Annotated in this window: 19 protein-coding genes; 15 read left to right on the top strand and 4 right to left on the bottom strand. The window is 40.9% G+C overall.

The genetic code is table 11. The features are described from left to right. Window positions 1-14: 14 nt before the first annotated feature. The 3 genes from yidC (at window position 15) to Q0R88_RS04820 (ending at window position 5,294) form a co-directional block, all read left to right on the top strand. Entirely contained in the window at window positions 15-1,850 is a 1,836-nt protein-coding gene (gene yidC, locus Q0R88_RS04830) for a membrane protein insertase YidC (RefSeq protein ID WP_295713048.1), read from the top strand. A gap of 253 nt (window positions 1,851-2,103) precedes the next feature. Continuing rightward, a complete protein-coding gene (locus Q0R88_RS04825; protein ID WP_295713045.1) occupies window positions 2,104-4,425 on the top strand; it encodes a DPP IV N-terminal domain-containing protein in 2,322 nt (773 codons plus the stop codon). Window positions 4,426-4,613: 188 nt separating this feature from the next. Continuing rightward, window positions 4,614-5,294, top strand: coding sequence for a hypothetical protein (locus tag Q0R88_RS04820; protein ID WP_295713042.1), 681 nt, complete (start codon window positions 4,614-4,616; stop codon window positions 5,292-5,294). A 117-nt stretch (window positions 5,295-5,411) separates the two neighbouring features. Here Q0R88_RS04820 and Q0R88_RS04815 read toward each other — a convergent pair whose 3' ends face one another. Then, on the bottom strand, window positions 5,412-6,344 hold the full coding sequence (locus tag Q0R88_RS04815) for a hypothetical protein (protein WP_295713039.1): 933 nt from the start codon (window positions 6,342-6,344) through the stop codon (window positions 5,412-5,414). Between the two features lie 245 nt (window positions 6,345-6,589). On the opposite strand from Q0R88_RS04815, the gene Q0R88_RS04810 reads away from it, so the two are divergent. The 5 genes from Q0R88_RS04810 (at window position 6,590) to Q0R88_RS04790 (ending at window position 13,044) form a co-directional block, all read left to right on the top strand. Continuing rightward, entirely contained in the window at window positions 6,590-7,399 is an 810-nt protein-coding gene (locus Q0R88_RS04810) for an SDR family oxidoreductase (protein ID WP_295713037.1), read from the top strand. A 195-nt stretch (window positions 7,400-7,594) separates the two neighbouring features. Then, complete coding sequence (locus tag Q0R88_RS04805) at window positions 7,595-8,911, top strand: MFS transporter (protein ID WP_295713034.1); 1,317 nt, start codon at window positions 7,595-7,597, stop codon at window positions 8,909-8,911. A 217-nt stretch (window positions 8,912-9,128) separates the two neighbouring features. Continuing rightward, window positions 9,129-10,985 (top strand): Fe-S protein assembly chaperone HscA, encoded by a 1,857-nt coding sequence (hscA, locus tag Q0R88_RS04800; RefSeq protein WP_295713031.1) that lies wholly within the window; start codon window positions 9,129-9,131, stop codon window positions 10,983-10,985. A gap of 22 nt (window positions 10,986-11,007) precedes the next feature. Beyond that, the gene (locus tag Q0R88_RS04795) at window positions 11,008-12,024 is read left to right on the top strand and encodes a hypothetical protein (RefSeq protein ID WP_295713028.1); all 1,017 of its coding nucleotides are present in this window, start codon (window positions 11,008-11,010) and stop codon (window positions 12,022-12,024) included. A gap of 315 nt (window positions 12,025-12,339) precedes the next feature. Continuing rightward, window positions 12,340-13,044 carry a hypothetical protein gene (locus Q0R88_RS04790; protein ID WP_295713025.1) on the top strand — a complete coding sequence of 235 codons (705 nt, stop codon included), beginning with the start codon at window positions 12,340-12,342 and terminating at the stop codon, window positions 13,042-13,044. Window positions 13,045-13,071: 27 nt separating this feature from the next. On the opposite strand, the gene Q0R88_RS04785 is transcribed toward Q0R88_RS04790, so the two are convergent. Continuing rightward, the gene (locus Q0R88_RS04785; RefSeq protein ID WP_295713023.1) at window positions 13,072-13,362 is read right to left on the bottom strand and encodes a hypothetical protein; all 291 of its coding nucleotides are present in this window, start codon (window positions 13,360-13,362) and stop codon (window positions 13,072-13,074) included. Window positions 13,363-13,483: 121 nt separating this feature from the next. Between Q0R88_RS04785 and Q0R88_RS04780 the strand changes: the two genes are divergently transcribed. Next, a complete protein-coding gene (locus Q0R88_RS04780; RefSeq protein ID WP_295713020.1) occupies window positions 13,484-14,629 on the top strand; it encodes a hypothetical protein in 1,146 nt (381 codons plus the stop codon). On the opposite strand, the gene Q0R88_RS04775 is transcribed toward Q0R88_RS04780, so the two are convergent. Next, window positions 14,626-15,210 (bottom strand): riboflavin synthase, encoded by a 585-nt coding sequence (locus Q0R88_RS04775; protein WP_295713140.1) that lies wholly within the window; start codon window positions 15,208-15,210, stop codon window positions 14,626-14,628. The genes Q0R88_RS04780 and Q0R88_RS04775 overlap by 4 nt on opposite strands. An 88-nt stretch (window positions 15,211-15,298) precedes the next feature. Next, entirely contained in the window at window positions 15,299-15,796 is a 498-nt protein-coding gene (locus Q0R88_RS04770; RefSeq protein ID WP_295713017.1) for an SRPBCC domain-containing protein, read from the bottom strand. A gap of 140 nt (window positions 15,797-15,936) precedes the next feature. Here Q0R88_RS04770 and Q0R88_RS04765 point away from each other — a divergent pair, with 140 nt between their 5' ends. From Q0R88_RS04765 to Q0R88_RS04740, 6 genes are all read left to right on the top strand, one after another. Further along, window positions 15,937-16,398, top strand: a complete 462-nt coding sequence (locus tag Q0R88_RS04765) for an NUDIX domain-containing protein (protein ID WP_295713014.1) — start codon at window positions 15,937-15,939, stop codon at window positions 16,396-16,398. 325 nt (window positions 16,399-16,723) lie between these two features. Beyond that, the gene (locus Q0R88_RS04760; RefSeq protein ID WP_295713011.1) at window positions 16,724-17,698 is read left to right on the top strand and encodes an ABC transporter substrate-binding protein; all 975 of its coding nucleotides are present in this window, start codon (window positions 16,724-16,726) and stop codon (window positions 17,696-17,698) included. Then, window positions 17,699-18,568, top strand: coding sequence for an ABC transporter permease (locus Q0R88_RS04755; RefSeq protein WP_295713008.1), 870 nt, complete (start codon window positions 17,699-17,701; stop codon window positions 18,566-18,568). It abuts the gene before it with no gap. Then, window positions 18,565-19,314, top strand: a complete 750-nt coding sequence (locus tag Q0R88_RS04750; RefSeq protein WP_295713004.1) for an ATP-binding cassette domain-containing protein — start codon at window positions 18,565-18,567, stop codon at window positions 19,312-19,314. The genes Q0R88_RS04755 and Q0R88_RS04750 overlap by 4 nt, the downstream gene beginning before the upstream one ends. 34 nt (window positions 19,315-19,348) lie before the next feature. Then, entirely contained in the window at window positions 19,349-19,597 is a 249-nt protein-coding gene (locus tag Q0R88_RS04745; protein ID WP_295713001.1) for a hypothetical protein, read from the top strand. A 591-nt stretch (window positions 19,598-20,188) separates the two neighbouring features. Next, on the top strand, window positions 20,189-20,710 hold the full coding sequence (locus Q0R88_RS04740; protein ID WP_295712998.1) for a hypothetical protein: 522 nt from the start codon (window positions 20,189-20,191) through the stop codon (window positions 20,708-20,710). Window positions 20,711-20,892: the final 182 nt, after the last annotated feature.

Genomic DNA, 20,892 nt, shown 5'->3' with positions numbered 1-20,892 from the left:
TACGATACAATATAATGGATAAAAATACTTTCACAGGATTATTCCTGATTATGGCTATCATAGCCGGCTCTGTTTATTTTTTAAAGCCGAGTGAAGCCCAATTGAAAAAAGATGCCCTTTTTCAACATCAGGATTCTTTAAAAAAGGGGTTACTGGGTAAGGTAAATACCCCCGTAACCGCGAAATTTGATACAGCAAAAGCTGCTGTTAAAACTGTTGCGGATTCTGCCACGTTAAAAAGCCCTTTCGGAGCAGCATCAGTGGGCAGCGAGAAACTGATCACTATTGAAAACCAGGAATTATTAGTTAAACTGAGCACAAAAGGTGGTAAAGTAGCTTCGGTTGAATTAAAGAACTATAAAACCTTTGATAAAAAGCCACTCGTACTTTTCAGTGGTGATAAAGATCATTTTGGTTTGAACTTTAATGTTGGGGATAAAAAAATAAATACCGACGAATACTATTTCAACCCCAGCGCAGCTGATTTAAAAGTTGCCGAAAAAGATTCGGCATCAATTACCCTGCGTTTAAGCTATAGCCCAACACAGTATATTGATTATATATACAGTTTAAAAGGTACTGGCTTTAAATTAGGCCTGACTATTAAACCTACCGGACTTGATGGTGTTATAGCCAATAGCAGCAGCCTTAACCTTAACTGGGCAGCCAGCCTGCACAAACAGGAAAAGGATATGAAGCAGGAGCGCCAGTATTCGACAGTGTATTACTACAATACCGAAAATACTGTTGATTGGCTTAATGAAAATAAAGACGATTCAAAAGAAGTAAGTGATAAAAAGATGACCTGGGTTGCTTTTAAGCAACACTTTTTCTCCAATGCATTAATTGCTAAAAACGGTATCAGTAAATCGAGCTTTGGCGTAGTAACTGACGTTGCCGATACTACTGACGTTAAGCAGATGAAAGCCGATTTGACGCTGGTACGTTCATCAGACGGCAGTGTTCCGTTAGTATTTTATTTTGGCCCTAATCGTTATAAAACTTTAGAACAGCAAGGCTCCGATCTTAACAAATTGGTTAACCTGGGTTGGGGGCCATTAAAATACATCAACCAGTTTGCTGTATTGCCTGTATTTAACTTCCTGAAACAGTTTAACTGGAACTACGGACTGATCATTTTAGTTTTAACCATTGTGCTTAAGTTGGTATTATCGCCGCTTACCTACAAATCATACCTTTCAATGGCCAAAATGCGTGTGCTGAAGCCCGAAATGGATGAAATAAAAACTAAAGTGGGCGAAGATAATCCTACGCTTTTACAGCAGGAATACCTCAAGCTTTATAAAAAAGCGGGTGTTAATCCCCTGGGTGGTTGTTTACCATTGCTGATACAAATGCCTATTGTAATCGCATTCTTTAAGTTTTTCCCAAGTTTGTTTGAACTGCGCGGCGAAAGTTTTTTATGGATGCATGACCTGTCAACTTATGATTCGGTAATTAAATTTGCTCCTATAGCGCTTGTAGGTGGTGTTGATCACATCAGCTTAATGTGTTTGCTGATGACGATATCAACGTTGATTTACACCTACTTCAACAACCAGATTTCTGGAGCAACCGGACAGATGAAATATATAGGGTACATTACACCGCTTATATTCCTTTTCACCCTTAACAGCTATCCATCAGGCTTAAATTATTACTACTTTTTGGCCAACATGCTTACCTTTTTACAACAATACCTGATTAAATTTATGGTTGACGATAAAAAGATACATGCCCAGATACAGGAAAATAAAAAGAAACCAGAGGACACCAAAAAGAAGAAATCAGGTTTCCAGGCCCGTATGGAAGAAATGATGAGGAATCAACAACAAGCTAAGAAATCGTAATTTTGTAGAATGGACTTTTAGACAAAGGACTTTCGGACAAAGGATTTTAAAATATTAGACCAAAAATCCCGGGATAATCTCCCGGGATTTTTTGCGTTTAACCCCACGCGTATTTTTATGGCTGGCCTGCTTAGGAAGATTGCTTGATACCTCTTATTCACGAACGCTGTTATTGCGCTCTTGTAACAATCTTTAAACAATCTCAAATCATAAAAAAGCATTACTTTGCGTTTTAAAACATTAGTTGACACTCATGAATAAATATTTACTCACCATTCCGGCGTTCGCTATGGCTGTGGCCGTGCATGCCCAGCAGGGTGGCGCTTTAAGCACTAAGGATTACGAAAATGCCGAAAGCTTTCTGTACTATAATACAGAACAGCTTGTTGACAGGGCCTACGTTCGCCCTAACTGGTTGCCGGGCGATAAGTTCTGGTATAGGGTTTTAACCGCCCAGGGCAGCGAATTTATTTTGGTTGATCCGGTTAAAAAAACACGTGATGTAGCCTTTGACCATCAAAAACTGGCAGAAGTACTATCTGCCGTTTCTGGTAATAAATACGATGGCAACATGCTGCCTTTTCAAACCATTAGCTTTTCGGCAGATGGTAAAACGCTTTTGTTTTTTGCCGCAGATAAGCACTGGCAGTACGACTTGAAAACAGATGTTTGTACGCAGGCGATGGATACTGGTAAAGCAGCAGCTCCGGCTGGCCGCAGAGGAAAGACGGAAGAAGTGTTATCACCCGATGGAAACCGTGCCGCCTTTATCAAGGACTATAACCTTTGGGTGCGCGATGTTAAAACTAACAATCAAACCCAGCTGACTGCCGATGGAATTAAGGATTTTGGTTACGCCACGGATAATGCCGGCTGGCAATCATCAGATGCAGCGATACTGCGCTGGTCGCCAGATTCCAGGAAGATAGCCACCTTTAAGCAGGATCAGCGTAAGGTGAGCGATATGTACCTGGTTACCACCAATGTGGGTAAGCCAACTTTAAAGCAATGGAAATATCCTTTGCCGGGTGATGAAATTGCCATGATCACGAGGGTGATTGTAGAAGTGGATAATCCTAAAGTGATTACATTGCAGGTAGCGCCAGATGCGCACCGGGCTACCCTGAGCGATGATATCAGCAGCAGCGGAACATTTGATGATGTGGACTGGAACGCGGATGCCTCCAAACTTGCATTTGTATCTACCTCACGCGATCACAAGAATGAGAAATTCAGGATCAGTGATGCAGCCACCGGTACAGTTAAAGAGGTTTTTGAAGAAACCGTTAAAACACAATACGAATCGGGCCAGGGAACTATCAACTGGAAATACCTTGCCAAAACAAACGAGATTATCTGGTACTCCGAACGCGATAACTGGGGCCACCTTTACCTGTACGACGCCCTTACCGGCAAGGTTAAAAACCAAATTACAAAAGGCGACTGGGTTGTAACTAAATTGCTAAAGGTAGATGAAAAGAACCGCGTAATTTACTTTATTGCCGACGGCCGCGAAAAAGAGAACCCTTATTTTAGCCAGCTATGCAAGGTTGGTTTTGATGGTAAACATTTTGCCGCATTAACTCCCGAGGATGGCAACCATAACGTAACCTTATCGCCGGGTGGTAGTTATTTTGTTGATAGCTACTCTAAACCCGATGTTGCCCCGGTTACTGTATTACGTGACCTGAACGGTAAACTGATCTCTACTTTGGAAAAAGCAGATGTATCAAGGCTTACTGCTACCGGGTGGCACGCGCCTACCCCGGTTACTCTGAAAGCACATGATGGCAAAACCGATGTTTACGGATTGGTGTTTACACCAACAAAAATGGACGCCGGTAAAAAATACCCGGTTATTGATTATATATATCCTGGTCCGCAGGGTGGCAGTGTAGGCAGCTGGTCGTTTGTTTCATCAAGAGGTGATAACCAGTCATTGGCCGAATTAGGTTTTATTGTGGTGGAGATTGAAGGCACCAGTAACCCGCATCGTTCAAAAAGTTTCCATGATATGAGCTACGGTAACATGTCTGAAAATACCTTGCCAGATCAGATAGCCGGCATCAGGCAGTTATCGCAGAAATATCCTATTGATACCAATAAAGTAGGTATCTGGGGGCACTCTGGCGGTGGCTTTGCTACGGCGGCGGCGATGTTCCGTTATCCTGACTTTTTTAAGGTGGGCATTTCTGAATCCGGCAATCATGATAACCGCAACTACGAGGATGATTGGGGCGAACGTTATGATGGTTTGGTAGCCAACTCTGATTATGCTGCTCACGCTAATCAAAACTATGCTAAAAACTTAAAGGGTAAACTAATACTTGCCCACGGGTTGATGGATAACAACGTTCCTCCATACAATACCCTGCTGGTGGTTGAAGCCTTAGAGAAAGCTAATAAAGATTATGACCTGGTAGTTTTCCCTAACAGCCCGCATGGCTATGGTGCGTACTCGCCCTATATGATGCGTCGCCGCTGGGATTATTTTGTGAAGAATCTGCTGGGTGTTGAGCCTCCGCATGATTATGTGCTGAAAACAAAAGCAGATCCAAGGAATAAAATACAATAAGGATATACAGCTATAAATTAAAACGCCTGATTTCTGTAAAGATCTCAGGCGTTTTTGTTAAACATAGGTGTAGTATCTTACCAGAATTTGGGTATCTGGCCGTAAATAGTAAAAAGTTTTTATATCGAAGAGGCGGGCTAGACCTTGCCTTTTTTGTTTTATATTGCTTTTAAAATTATATCAAATTAATGGGAACCTGGAATACTGCAATCAACGGCAATGATACATTTCTTGATGTTTACTCAAATTTCTATGACCTTTATAATCAAGGTCAATATCCAGATTATGTTTCAAAGCAGGTTATTGAAATGTTTAATGGGGAATTTGAAGACTCAGATACTCAAAATAATGCTTTGTTTGCGCTTGCATTAGCACAATGGGAAACAAAAACTCAGGACGGTCAAATTTTAAGTAGGGTAAAACAGATTATTCTTAAAGATCAGGACCTGGAAGTTTGGGAAAGGTTAGGTGCAGATGCTGGATTGCTTAGTAAGAGAAAAGTCGTACTCGATAGCTTTTTAAAAAAGATCACTCAGATTAAAGATAAACCAAAAAGAAGAGTTAGGAAGAAGTTTGATTTTAAATGCATTTGCCTTGTTAATATTATTGCGCCAGACGGCTTAAAAACATTTGAAATCAATAAAGAATATTCTAATGGAAAATATATTCAAACAAGCTCAATTATGCAATGGAGAACAGGGGGAGGCTCTGTTCTGTATTATAGCGCTCAGGGAAAAGTTATTTCTGCACAATGGATAGATAGTCAAACCTTAGAGGTCGTACATGATAGAGGAATAGATTTTACCATGAAACGTGATACTGCTTATTATTGCGGCGATGCGGTAAATGTAATATACATGCCTAAATAAAACAAAAGCAGATCCAAGGAATAAAATGTAATAAGCATTTACAGCCATAAATTAAAACGCCTGATTTCTGTAAAGATCTCAGGCGTTTTTGTTAAACATAGGTGTAGAGTAGGGGTATTATTTATACTTCACATTAGGGAAATCCTTTTGCGCTTGTTTAAACTCTTTTTCCCATTCGTCGGGCCATCCAAAGGCGATGGTTGCCTGTGCTTTAAGGTTCACCCCGGCTGCACCGCTCCAAAAGTGGATAAACTCGCCATAGTTAAGGTCGCGGCTGTATTCTTTGCCGTTTTTGGGGAAGTTGGCAGCCAGTAGTTCAAAATACCGGTTTAAAACTGCCTTGCCGCCGTGCTGACTATAAATAGGGTAGAACCAGTTTTTAAACCACTGCGTACCAGGGCGGGGAAAATTATCCTTAGCGGTTTGCATCTGCTGGTATATAGCCACTGCCTCATCATTACTACCAAGTGCTTTCAGTACATCATAAATATAAATTTCCATCCATTTACTATCGCCCCAAAGCGGAAAAGAAGGAGAGTTTTTGATGCCCTTTGATGCCCCTTCAACAATGTGCCCAACTTCATGTACCGGAATCCGGATGTTGTTGCCGTTAGGTTCCATCCAGGCATTAAGATCGCCCAGGCCAACATCTATCACGTTACGGTTATCATGGCTATCATCAAAATAAGAAGCCGGATGGCCGCCGCCATATTTGCCCGAATGAAAAATAACAAATAGCCGCTCGTCACTGCCAAACTTGCCGTATGTTTTTTTGGTATACTTCCATACATCAGCCATTATTTTAAAAGGCCAGGTAATGCTGCGGTTTACATCGTCATCATAATATACGGCTACATTATCATCATAAAATACCCGTGTTAATAGTTGTTTATGTTCAAACCAGTGTTCCTGCCACTTAAGGGGCGGGATGCCGGCCGTATCTGCCATGTTTTGTTGTGGGTGAATTTGTTTCAAAGGCTCATTTTTGCCGTATGCCAGGGAAATGCCGCCTAAAAACAAACCAACGAGCGCGTACTTGATTTTTGTCATATAATGAAAAGGTGATTTGGTAAAACGTTTTATCTATTTTATTCAAATATAACCAAGTAATCAGAAAAATAAACAGGAAAATAACATTGTCTTAAATATATTTATTGATTTTGGTGGGTAGTTTTGTTTCCGTTGTTTTTATTTAACATCCATTATCGGGTAACAGTTATAATTTTATAGTTTTATAAAATTATTCCCTGCATAGAATAATTCAACACTTAAAATATTCAATCACTATTTAAAAAATGAAAAAAGTAATTCTTGTAACAGGGGCATCATCCGGATTAGGTTTGGCCACAGCCACAGCTTTGGCAGCCGAAGGGCATACGGTTTATGGTACAACACGAGATATTAAACGCATATCCGGCGTATCATTTAATCCACTGCAAATGGATGTTACCGATGATGCATCTGTAAACGCGGCTATCGATAAAATTATTAAGGCCGAAGGCAAGATAGATGTATTGGTTAATAATGCAGGTAATGGTATCACCGGGCCCCTGTACTCGATGCCTGTTGATGCTGCAAAAAAACAATTTGAGGTTAACTTTTTTGGTGTAGTACGGGTAAGCAGCGCCGTTTTACCGGGCATGATAGAAAAAAAACAAGGATTGGTGATTAACATCGGCTCATTGGCCGGCCTGTTTGGTTTGCCATACCAGGGATTATACAGTGCATCAAAATTTGCTATTGAAGGATACTCTGAAAGTTTGCGCATGGAGTTACAAAATACAGGCGTTAAGGTATCGGTAGTAAACCCTGGCGATTTCAAAACCGATTTTACAGGCAATCGCGAAAAACTTCCGTTCACCCTGAAAAATGATCAGCTTAAAAAAGAATTTGATGCTGCTGTAGCTGCCATGGAAAAGGACGAAAGCATAGGTGCAAGTCCGGATAAACTGGCCGCGCAGATCTGCAAAATAGTAGCCAAATCAAAACCCGCGCATAGTTACCTGGTAGGGGCTATAGGCCAAACCATTGTGCCTACTCTTAAGGCCATTTTACCCGGCCCCATATTCGTGAAACTAATGAACGATCATTACGGGATTAAGTAATTTTAGGAGTGAGTAGTTGATTGGTTGGATTAGGTGAGTGGTTGAGTTAATTTAAAGATTATCCGATTTTAAAATTTTAAGATGTTAATTCAATATCGATTTTTTTAATTCGGAAAATTCTGATTCAGAACGATATCAACTATTCACTCAATCAACCTAATCAACCACTCACTTAATCAACCACTCACCTTTACAATGAAAGAAAAAAACGATAAAAAAACTATCTGGGCCTGGGCTATGTTTGATTGGGCCAACCAGTCATACAATATGGTGATCACATCTACCATATTCCCGGCTTACTATGTGGGTATTACCCAGGATAAAAATCCGGGTGGGATGGTGTCCTTCTTTGGGCATAAATATGTGAACACGGTTTTGTCTAATTATATTCTCGGGCTCTCATACCTCATTATTGTAGTGCTCCTGCCTATATTAACATCTATTGCAGATTATAAAGGCCATAAAAAATTGTACATGCAGCTTTTTACCTGGCTGGGTACACTTGCTTGTTTTGGTTTGTTCTTTTTTAAGATGGAAACCTTTGAGTTTGGTATGATCTGTTTCGGCTTGGCTTCTGTTGGCTATTGTGGTGGCTTTGTGTTTTATAACTCCTATCTGCCCCAGATAGCGACCGTTGATAGGCAGGATGCCGTAAGTGCCAAGGGTTTTATATATGGCTTTGCAGGTAGTATTGTAGTGCAAATACTTTGTTTTGTATTTGTATTGGGGCACAAATGGTTAGGTATAACCGAAGATTTTTCGGCCCGGTTATCATTTCTCATCGTGGCCTTATGGTGGATAGGTTTCTCGCTGATTCCGTTTTACCTGCTGCCAAAAGGTGTGCCAAATGCAGGTTCACATGAGTACAATGTATTTACCGGTGGGTTTAAAGAGCTGGCCAAGGTTTTTAAACGGGTGAAACAACTTCCTTTGTTGAAACGGTTTTTACCCGCATTTTTCTTTTACTCCGTAGGAGTGCAAACCATTATGCTGGTGGCGGCCAATTTTGCTGCCAAAGAGCTTAAAATGCCCGATGAAGACCTGATCACTATTATTTTGATCATACAGGTAGTGGCCATCATCGGCGCCGCTATTACAGCAAAAGCATCCGAAAAATATGGTAACATAAAAACCTTATCGGTTATAGTAGCTGTTTGGTGTGTAATATGCGCCGGAGTTTACTTTATTGCCAATGCCCACCAATTTTATGTGGCAGCAGTATTTGTAGGGATTGTTATGGGGGCTGTTCAATCCTTATCAAGGTCAACCTATTCCAAATATATTCCACAAAATATCCCTGATACCGCATCATACTTCAGTTTTTATGATGTTACCGAGAAACTATCCATTGTGGTAGGCTTATTCACCTTTGGTTTTGTGGAGGCTATAACTCACGAAATGCGCGATTCTGCATTGGTGCTGGATGGTTTTTTTGTGATCGGCTTTTTGCTGTTATTGTCGCTGCTGGTTTTTGAAAAGAAAGCAAAGGTTGTGGAAGCTGTTGTAGCGTAATTGTTTGGACCTGGATTAAACAGATTTTTTGGATTATTGGATTTTTAAAGGATGCAAATCAAAATCCAACACATCTGATAAATCCGTTTAATCCCGGTTCAGACTAAATCATTAAGAGACAATCATAGCCCCTTTTACCTGAATTTAATAATTAGAGATTGAAAAGACACTGCATCAGTCAAAACTAAGTACATTTGCGGTTTGTTAAGTAAAAGTAATGGCTAAAGTTTCTATCAACCTGGCAACAGGTTCTATACAAAAGGAAGATATTATTGTAGGTATTGATTTGGGTACCACCAATTCGTTGGTGGCGTTCATCAATCCTGATAAAAATCCGCAGGTAATAAACGATTTAGGCCGGGGTGTCCTGGTGCCTTCAGTGGTGCATTTTGGCCCAACGGGTGATGTGCTTGTAGGTAACGAGGCCAAGGATTATCTAATTACCGATCCGCAGAATACCGTTTTTTCTGTAAAGCGCTTGTTAGGTCGTAGTTATCATGATATCGAAAATTACAAAGACTTTTTCTCGTACAAAGTTATTGATGATGATACCGAAAGCCTGGTTAAGATAAAAGTAGGCGATAAGTTTTATACACCGATAGAGTTATCGGCCCTGATACTAAAAGAATTGAAGGCACGTGCCGAGCACGCCATTAAAACCCCGGTGAACCGTGCGGTGATAACCGTTCCTGCATATTTTAACGATTCACAACGCCAGGCAACCCGCGATGCCGGTAAATTGGCCGGATTGGATGTTTTACGCATCGTGAACGAGCCTACAGCCGCCAGTTTAGCTTATGGCATAGGCCTTGATCCCGAAGAAACCAAAACCATAGCCGTTTATGATTTGGGCGGTGGTACCTTTGATGTTTCCATCCTGCAGATCCAGAATGGCATATTTGAGGTATTGGCAACCAATGGAGATACCTTTTTAGGCGGTGATGACTTCGACAGGATCATAGTTGATTACTGGATAGAAAAGAATAACCTTAACAAAGCCGAAATAATTGCCAATAACGAACTGGCACAGCAACTGCGTCTTAAAGCCGAAGAGGCCAAAAAAGCCTTTGCTCACCAAAGCCTGTTTAACGAAAAGATAGGAGAGATATGGTGTACGCTTGATAGGAATACTTTTGAGCAGCTAATTATGCCTAAAGTGCAGCAAACCATTACCAGTTGCCAAAACGCGTTAAAGGATGCCAAGCTTACCATACAGGAGATTGATGAAGTAGTAATGGTTGGCGGATCAACCCGCACAGCATTGGTTAAGAAAATGGTGGCAGAGTTTTTCGGTCGCCCGGTGCATGATGAGCTTAACCCAGATGAGGTAGTTGCCTTGGGCGCTGCCATCCAGGCTGATATTTTGGCCGGTAACCGTAAAGATATTTTACTGCTTGATGTTACCCCGCTTTCTTTGGGTATCGAAACCATGGGCGGCTTGATGGATGTAATTATCCCACGTAACAGTAAAGTGCCAACTAAAGGCGGCAGGCAGTATACTACCTCCATTGATGGCCAGGTAAATATGAAAATAGCTGTTTACCAGGGTGAACGCGACCTGATTAAAGAGAACCGTAAATTAGCTGAGTTTAACCTCAAAGGTATCCCCAGCATGCCGGCCGGCTTCCCTAAGGTTGATATTAACTTTTTGCTGAATGCCGACGGTATATTAACCATACAGGCTATTGAACTACGTTCTGGCGTAAAGCAAGAAGTGGAAGTAAAACCTACCTATGGTATTACCGATGAGCAGGTAGAACAAATGCTGATGGATAGCATAACCCACGCTAAAGACGATGTAAGTCAGCGCATGCTGATAGAAGCCCGTACCGAAGGCGAGCAGATGATTTACACCGTGGAGCGGTTTTTGCAAAAGAACGGCAGCTATGTATCAGCAGATGAAACCGAACAGACCAATAAGCACCTGGCATCATTAAAAGATGCTATTGCTACAGGCGATAAGGATTTGATACTGAAAAATATAGATGAAATAAATGAATACACCCGCCCCTTTGCCGAACGACTGATGGATCAGGCGATAAGTACGGCAATGCGTGGTAAGAGTATTGAATAATATACAGTACTTAATTTTATAGATGAGAAGGATTACAGCGGTATTTACATTTTTGGCAGTTACGGCTGTTTTTTTATCAGGTTCATTAAATAAAGCTTACGCTAATAATGCTACCGGCCTAAGTAAAAAAGATACTACGCTGAAAAGTGTAGCTATGATTGATACCATGCGGTATGATTCATTGATGAAGAATTTGGCCAATGGTGATAAAACCGGTAAATGGCCGGTTAAAAAATCGCCGGTACCGCTTCCTGGCGCTATTTTGCCTTTTAACCGCATTGTTGCCTTTTATGGTAATATGTATTCTAAAAACATGGGTATACTGGGCGAGTTTGAACCCAAGGTGATGATGGCCAAATTAAAAGCCGAATGTAAAAACTGGGAACAAGCAGATACGCTTACCCCTGTAATCCCCGCCCTGCACTACATTTGTGTAACCGCCCAGGCCGATGCCGGCAGGAATGGATTGCACAACCTAAGGATGCCTTTTAGCCAGATAGATAAAGTGATTGACATGGCGAAGAGCATGAATGCTTTGGTTTTTTTGGACATCCAGGTAGGGTTTAGCACAGTACAAACAGAGTTACCATTATTGGAAAAATATTTGAAAATGCCCAATGTCCATTTTGGCATCGACCCTGAATTTTCTATGAAAGAGGGGAGTTTGCCGGGCAAACGTATTGGTACCTTTGATGCCGACGATATCAATTATGTATCAGGCTATCTGAGTTCGCTGGTAAAAAAATATAACCTGCCTCCCAAAATGTTTGTGGTTCACCGCTTTACCAAACGCATGGTAACCAATTACCAGGATATTAAACTACGCAACGATGTACAGTTTATAATGGATATGGATGGCTGGGGTGGCCCCGAGTTGAAAAAAGGTACCTATAAATACTTCGTTGCCGGCGAACCGGTACAGTTTACAGGATTTAAGTTGTTTTATAAAAACGATATAAAGAATGTTCCGCATAGGATGCTTACACCCAAAGAGGTATTGGCTTTAAAGCCAAGTCCGATATATATACAATATCAGTAAGGAGAGTCTCCTAAGTGCTAACTAAAGGAGATGATTTTGAAAAAGCTATATGGGTAACAGAATATTGAGGCTTTAATTAGTCATTCTGTTAATTCTAAAATTCCGTAAATTCTCATTTAGCCAAATGCTATAGGGATAAAGAAGAAGCCTTGCGCCAAATTCGTTTTGCGCGTATAAAGGGTTGGCCAGCCCCATACAGCCAATTAATAAACACCTGGTTTGCTAACGGGAACCGCGATTTTGTTTTAATGCTTATGTAATGTATATTCTTTATATGCTTTTCAAGTCATATATTAGCATACCTGAATAATCACGATGAAACCTGTTTTTAAATATATTTTAGTCCTTTTAATTGTTTTGGCCGGGAAAATATCGTTGGCCCAGAATATGGCAGCAATAAATGCAATGGTAAGTAATCAGAGCATACAGATGAGCATTAACATGATGAACAGGATGAGCATGATGATGATGCTCAATAGGGGTGATTTTAACTTCAAACATAAGTTTTTTGCAACCATGGCAGATGGTAGCCGGAAGGAGATAGATTCACGGATTTTAACCGACGAAGCTACCCATAAAACTTACTTGCTTTATGTAGATAAAAATCTGCCAAGAAGTGATTCGAACAGAAATCAAAAAATCTATCCTGATCAAACTCTTGGCATTGAACGTATTGGCTTTGCTTTAGTTCCTGATCCCAGATTTGCTTTTAAAAGTAATACTGTGGAAAAAATTTGGAAAGGTATTGCTAAAGACTCTTGTTGGATGTTCAAGGTAATATCGGGCGATATTAATGTTTATTCATGTTTAAGTGAGGAATACTATAATCAGAGTCTGGTTGTTGGAATCCAACTACATGATGATGGCCCCATCGTTAAATATAATGAAGAAAATTTAAAGGAGATTGTAGGTGATGATATTGATGCTTTAAAAGATATTCAACAAAAAAAATATTTTAAAGCAATAAGGAAATACAATCATAACAGACAGAAAGAAGCCGAAAAATCCGCAAAAAAGTAAATCCCCGTTTCCGGGGATTTACTTTTTTTACAATTTGTCGATAGCGTCCTGTTCCTTTAATGCCGCGATATTGTTCTTATCGCTAAAGGTGTCTGTTTGGGTGGCAAAATCTTGCAGGATGCTTGCAATAGTGTCCAGGTTATCGGCTACACGTTGATGCATGTCGGGCAGGTCTCTCTCCAGTCTCTTATCGCCTAACTCTATATTGTCAACTTCAATTTTGGCAAGCTTGGTGATAATGGCCTGCTGGCTATTCTTCAAATCCTCTAATTCATGGACAATTTTTTCCATCAGTCCGAATTTCTTTAACTTATCCATAGTGTTGTGTTTTTAATTCTAATTATATATAGTTAACTCCAAATAATAAAAATTGTTTACCATTTGGATGTTTCATCTATAACTAATAATTTAGTTTAAAATAACTAATGCATTAGTTGATATGAGAAATATATTAATCCTCTCTTTTTTGATCTGCTTATTTAAAACAGCTATTGGCCAGCAATTGCCTGCTGCAAATGATGCTTTACTGCTGGATTATTACCAAAACCAGCGCTTTGCCGAAGCTGCCGATTTGCTCAAAAAAACCTATCCCGAGCCGGTAACCGATGTAAAGGTTTTGAGCAAGCTGGCTTATACGTCGCAAATGGCGGGTAAGCTGCCCGATGCGGAAGGCTATTATCAACGCATGTATAACATTGATTCCACAAACAATGCGGTGTTGTATAGCCTGGGCGCTATAAACCTGCGCAGGGGGAATAATGTAAAGGCCGAAATGTATTATAAAATTTTGAGCCAGAAGGATACCACCAACTTTTTAGTGTTTAAGCAATTGGGCAAAATTGCCATGGACAAAAGCGACTTTATAGCGATGGTGAATTACCTTGAAAAAGCAAACAGGATAAACCCCGCCGAAGCCGACGTAGCATCAGACCTGAGCGATGTGTATGTAAGTTTAAAAAAGATAGATCTGGCCGATAAGGTGCTGAACGCGGCAATAACCCAGGATCCTGATAATATTGTATTGCTGCAAAGCTTGCTTAAACTAACCTCTGCCGAAAATAAGTATGCCGAAGAAAAGGCCACGTGTTTAAAGCTGATCGCGTTAGGTGCTCAATCGGGCTATGTGCTAACCAAACTGGAATCTGCCTATTATAATTTAAAAGAATATGCCTGCAGTGCGGAAACTTTTGCAAACATACCGCAGGTTAATCAATCAGAAACCAGTTATTATATTGCTGCATTGGCCTACAAAGCTTTAAAAGATCAATCATCGGCCATTGAAAACCTGGCTAAAGCCATCGAAGCAGGTATCTCGCCCAACATCAGTGATTATTATGCAGAAATGGCCGATAGTTATGATATAAAGTTGCGATACAAAGCAGCTATCTCTGCTTACCAAAAAGCCTTGCAGTTTGAGGAGAAACCTATCATTTACTACCTCATGGCAACCATGTATGATGGATCGCTTAAAAACAAAAAACTCGCGATAAAGTATTACAGAAAGTTCGCGGGCAGCAAAATTACGGCTAAGCAACAAAAATATGTGGCTTACGCGCAGGCAAGGGTTAATGAGCTTTCGCGTTAGTGGTTCATTAAGCGGGCTACGTATTTGCCAATAATATCAAACTCCAGGTTAACTGTAGATCCTTCGCGCACATTATGCAGGTTGGTATGCTCAAAAGTATAAGGTATAATGGCTACCGAAAAACTGTTGGCTTTAGAGTTTACTACAGTTAGGCTGATGCCGTTTACGCAGATAGATCCTTTTTCAACAGTAACGTTGCCGCTGGCTGCATCATATTCAAAGGTATATTCCCAGCTGCCATCGTGCACATTAAATGCAGTGCACACAGCGGTTTGGTCTACGTGACCTTGTACAATATGGCCATCAAGCCGGGCGTTCATTTGCATGCAGCGTTCCAGGTTTACAGGTTCGCCGGTTTTTAGGTGTGCCAGGTTTGTTTTGCTCAGGGTTTCGTCAATAGCTGTAACCACATGAAAGCCATCGCCCAGGGCTATCACTGTGAGGCAAACCCCATTGTGCGCAACCGACTGATCAATCTTCAATTCATGTGCAATTGCCGATTCAACCGTGATATGTAAATTTCCCTGATCTTGTGTTAGATCGGTTACTTTCCCTAAAGTTTCTATAATGCCTGTAAACATAAACCCCTCCGGTCCCCTAAAGGGGGGACGTTTGATTAGCTTCAAAGCTAAAAATATTGTGGGTTTAATATGTCAGCCAAAAATGAATTTATTTGAAATTACTGGCCAGGTCTGTGCGTTTATTGCGAAGATCATTACCATTCTCGATAACCGATTTAAGATTAGTGAGATAAAACGTCCAGCCCACCTGGCATTGTACGTATAAGTTTTTGGATGGATCGCTTTCTTCTGGAATATTTTCCTGCGTTAGTTCCACAACTGTTAATCCATATTTATTCTGGATATCTACCGTAACTATGCTTCCTCCCGAAAAGGTGAATTTAAGCAAATCGCTGCCGTTATTCTCCAACACCTGGCCATTCTCAACCGTGGTATCATCATAGCCATGCCAGTACCAGGAATAGGTATCTTCTTTTTTTATAAATTCTTCGGGATCGCGCAGGCGGCCGGCAATAGCGTAAAAGTCTGCCTTACGCAAAAACCATTTCTCAAGACCTGCAGGAGTTGCCCAGGCCTCGTAAATACTGCGTACATCTGTATCAAAATCCGCAGTAACTTTAAATTTACTCCATCTTTCGTCTGCCATGATTTGAATTATTTTAGTGATTGGGTTTCGATATAAAAATAACAATATTACTTTACGCTTGTATATAAAAAGCTAAAAGCTTAGTGCAAAAAGCTGAAAGGCTGTTATAAGTTTATTTGTTGTGTTTCAAAATTAAAATTATGCCCAAACAGAGTGCCGGAATACTCCTATACCGAAAACTAAACAATATGATGCAGGTTTTCCTGGTACATCCCGGTGGCCCCTTTTGGAAAAACAAGGATGATGGCGCGTGGTCTATCCCTAAGGGCGAATATGAGGATGAGGAAGACCCGCTGGATGCCGCGAAACGTGAATTTTATGAAGAAACAGGCAGGTATATTGATGGGCGGTTTATAAAACTCAATCCCATTAAGCAAAAAAGCGGCAAAATAGTACAGGCGTGGGCCATTGAGGGCGATATTGACCATCATAACATCAAAAGCAATTTTTTTGAAATGGAATGGCCGCCAAAATCTGGTAAGATTCAGCAATTCCCGGAAGTGGATAGGGGAGAGTGGTTTAGCATTGAGCAAGCCTTGATTAAGATCAATCCCGGGCAGGTGGGTTTGCTGGAGGAGCTGGAGGAGCAAGTTAAAATATAATTTATCTCAAGCTCCTCTCAATACGTTATCATGTGTTTCCTTTTAGACAAACGTCAGCTTTGAACGCTGGCAATCGACTCACCCCGGCTACGCTCCGCTGGCCGACCCTCTCTTCACCTGCGGTGGAAAGAGGGTCGGAAAAATTTTCAAGCCCCTCTATGCGCGAAGCGGAGAGAGGGGTGACAAGCGCAGCTATGTCGGGGTGAGTCGACTCGCTGCCATTCAGTAACGTCATTTCCACCTCATAATTTCGCAAAATTTTGTTACTGGCGATGACGATTTAAGAAAACTTTTACCTTTCACCTCAAATATATAACTTAGTGCAATGAAGTTTTTCAAATATATCCCCGCTGCGTTTTTATTGGTTTTAATGGTGTCGTGCAAGCCAAAGCCCCGGGCTGTTGATGTGCCCGTGGTTGGTTTTGTTGATGCTTTTGAAGATGCTACCATATCCCAGGCCCGTATAGGTTTTATCGATGCCCTAAAAAAAAATGGATTTAGCGAAGAAAAGAAAACGGTACAAATAGAATACCGCAACGCTCAGGGCAATATCCCTACGCTGACACAAATTGTAAATTATTTTATATCAGAAAAGGTTGATCTGTTGGCCACCTGTACTACACTGGCCACAGTAACTGCTTTGCAAAATACTAAAACCATTCCCGATTTTGCCATGGTATCGCCCGTGCCAGAGCGGATGAAGGTACTTGATGCCAGTGGCAAAGCCCCGGCTAACCTGTTTGGCGCATTGGAAGAGTTGAACTATATTGATACTTCGTTTTCTATCATCCCTAAATTAATAAAACCAAAAGGCGCAAAGCTTGTGGTCGGGATGATTTATAACCAGGCGGAGCCGCAATCGGCAGATGCCGTTGACCGTATCAAATCACTGGCTGCCAGTCAGAATGTTACCATTGTTGCCCTTCCTGTAAATACATCTGCCGATGCACAGCTGGTTACACAAAGCCTGTTAAGTAAAAATATAGATGCATTTTTTGCTAACCCGGATAATACCGTATTTGCCTCGTTCGAGACGATATTGAAAAGCTGCAATGAAAAAAATGTACCCATATTTACCAGCGAAGCCGGTTTGGTGCAGCGTGGCGCAGTTGCCGCTTTTGGCGCGGATATTTACCAATGGGGATACCAGGCAGGTGAGCAGGCGGCCCAATATTTAAAAACGCATAAAACGAATGGTTTAAAGTGGGAGATGGTAAAAGTTAGGAAGAGGGTTTATAACGCTGCCGCTGCCAAAAAGTACAATATTACTATCCCATCAAATTTCGAGGCTGTTAAATAAATGGATTTTTACCTTACCGCCTTATTGCAGGGACTATGTTATTCGGCCATTGCGCTGGGTATTTATATCTCTATGAAGATATTTAACATTCCTGATATTACAACAGACGGAAGTTATACACTGGGTGGCGCGGTTACCGGTATTATGCTCACTCACCATCAATCTACCTGGGTTATTTTACCTGTGGTTATTATTGCGGGTGCATTGGCAGGCGCGTTAACCGGATTAATCCATACCAAGCTTAAAATAAATGCCCTCCTGGCTGGTATCCTGGTCATGACGGGGCTTTACTCTGTTAACCTGATTGTTTTAGGGCGATCAAATTTACCGGTGAGCAACCTGCCCTCATTGTTTAACAACCTGCACCTGATAGCTGATCCTAATCAGAATACATTGATCATTATTTCAATTTTTGTAGTGGTGGTCACTTTTTTAATCGGTTACCTGCTCAAAACAGATTTTGGTATAGCCATGAGGGCTACGGGCAACAGCGAATCCATGATTCGTGCCCTGGGCGTAAATACCGATAGGATGAAGATCACCGGGCTTGCGCTGGCCAACGCGCTTACTGCATTGAGCGGATATTTGATAGTACAGTTTCAGGGTTTTGCCGATATCAGCATGGGGATCGGGATTGTGATTGTAGGATTGGGCTCGGTCATCATAGCCGAAACGCTCATCAACTGGTTTCGAATTACTAAGGTGTGGCTCAGTTTAATTTTGGTGCTTACCGGCGCGGTAATATTTCAACTGGTACTTGCCCTTACATTAGCCATCGGCGTTGACCCTAACCTGCTAAAATTGGTTACTGCCGCTTTTGTATTGCTCATAGTTAGTTTACCCCGCTTATCATTCAATAAAGCCTCATGATAGTTATTAATGATGTTCATAAAGTTTTTAACAGGGGTAAGGCTAACCAGGTGAACGCTGTAAATGGCATCAGCCTGGATATTAAAAATGAGGAATTTTTGGTGATCGTAGGCTCAAACGGCTCAGGTAAAACTACATTATTGAACCTGGTAGCAGGCAGCGTGATACCGGATAAAGGGACTATCAGTATTGATGATAATGATGTAACCAAACTTGCCGATTATAAGCGCAGCCAATGGATAGCGCGTGTTTTCCAAAATCCAATGAGCGGCACGGCATCTGATCTGAGTATTCTTGATAATTTCCGGCTGGCAGCTATCCGCACAAAACCTAAAGGACTTTCCATAGGTATTGATGATAAGTTTAAGCAGGAGGTAAAAGACAAGATTGCCACATTGGGTATGGGGCTGGAGAATAAGATTGAGCAATCTATGGGTACACTTTCGGGCGGGCAGCGCCAGGCATTAACGCTTTTGATGAGTGTAATGGATAGCTGCAAAGTTTTACTATTGGATGAGCCCACAGCCGCGCTTGATCCACGATCTGCAGAGGTGGTGATGCGGACGGCTGATAAACTGATAGCCGATTTTAAACTGACTGCAATACTCATCACCCATAATTTAAAAGATGCCTATAACTATGGCACAAGAATAATACAAATGGGTGAGGGCTTGATCATCAATGATTTAAATCAAAAACAAAAGGCTGCCCTAAAGCAAAATGACCTTTTCAATTGGTTTGGTTAAAAATTGGCAAAATAATTGTAATGGAATCAATACCATGAAAAACAATAATTTTGAAACCATATCCGACGCTTACCAGTTAGTAAGCGGCGCCAAAATAAAAGGAAAACAGCAAGACGAAATTTTCGAGCTTGGAACGTATGACGCCCTGAAAAGAGGCTATACCCTTTACCCGCTGGAACACGGCATTAAGTACAATGATTTTAGCGTAATTGTATCAGAAAGAGAACTGAAAAACAATTTTTTGATAGAAGGTACTAAGGTTAACGCGGCTATAGCGGCTTAAAGACCTGGATATTATCCTTTGTTTAAAACGGTTGCCGCAGAGTGGCATAGCCACGGCTAATATTGTAACAACGGATTTCAATCCGCTGAAAAAGAACCAGCGCATAAAAAGAACCATTGGTTCGGCCTATGTGTTAAGCATGCTAAAGGTTATTTAGCATGCAAGAAACGCAGGTAGCCCATTAAAAACAAAATGCGCCGTGCCTACGGCACTCTTTTTTAATTCATTTACAATCCAACGGATTAAAATCCGTTGCTATAAGATCTTTCGAGCCTACGGCTCTATAAAAATTGTAAATTAATTGGTGACTTGGTTTTAGCCAAAGTTCTCCGCAATGTCATCATCAGCCTCACATTTTGCATTCTCCAACATTAATTGTAAATTTGTAAAAAAATAAATGATGCTGTTAAAATATTCATTCTGCGAAAAAACAATGTGGTCCAAGGGAGCACAGCAGAAGGGTTATGCATCAATAATACTCTTCTCAAGTCCGGTTTAGCGAAATAACTTAATTACACCGACAGAATTTATTACATCATTATTTATTCAATTAGTTTGCGTTAAGCAGGCATTTTATCACATAACAAATTTATGGACACTTATTATACTATAGAGGAAAAGTATTTGCAGGCCGTGGATAAGCTCTCCTATGGAAAAACTACCAAAGGACTTAAGTTACTGAACGAGATCATCAGCAATGATCCTTTATACGCACGTGCACACCACCAGCTGGGCATGATATATTATTACGAAATTAAAGATTACCAAACCGCAGGCTATCACTTTAAAACCTGTATGGAGCTTGAACCATCTTTTCCTGATAATTATACAGACTACCTTGATCTGCTTGTTTTTTTAAATATGGAAAAACTGGTAAACACCGTATCTGTCAAAGCCCTTAATACGCCCGGAGTAGATACCGCCGGTATTTACGATTTGCTTGGCTTATTCTATGAAAAAAACAAGCAATGGACAAATGCTTTAACCTACTACCATAAAGCATTTATGGATGTTACGGTAAATGAAGAAAGAGCAGATATTGAACAAAGCCTAAAACGTGTGCGCTCAAAAATGGAACATACGCTGGCCTACACTTATCATATTACGGAGTAAAAAGCAGAAAGCTTAAGGCTTAAAGTGGAAAGCTTTTCTGGAAATTAACTAAAAAAAATAGCGATGGTTTTACCATCGCTATTTTTTTTAGCCTTTAGCCTTTAGCCTTTAGCCTTTAGCCTTTAGCCTTTAGCCTTTAGCCTTTAGCCTTTAGCCTTTAGCCTTTAGCCTTTAGCCTTTAG

This window comes from Mucilaginibacter sp. (genome assembly GCF_025362475.1).
Classification (GTDB): domain Bacteria; phylum Bacteroidota; class Bacteroidia; order Sphingobacteriales; family Sphingobacteriaceae; genus Mucilaginibacter.
This window is presented reverse-complemented; position numbering and strand designations above follow the sequence as displayed.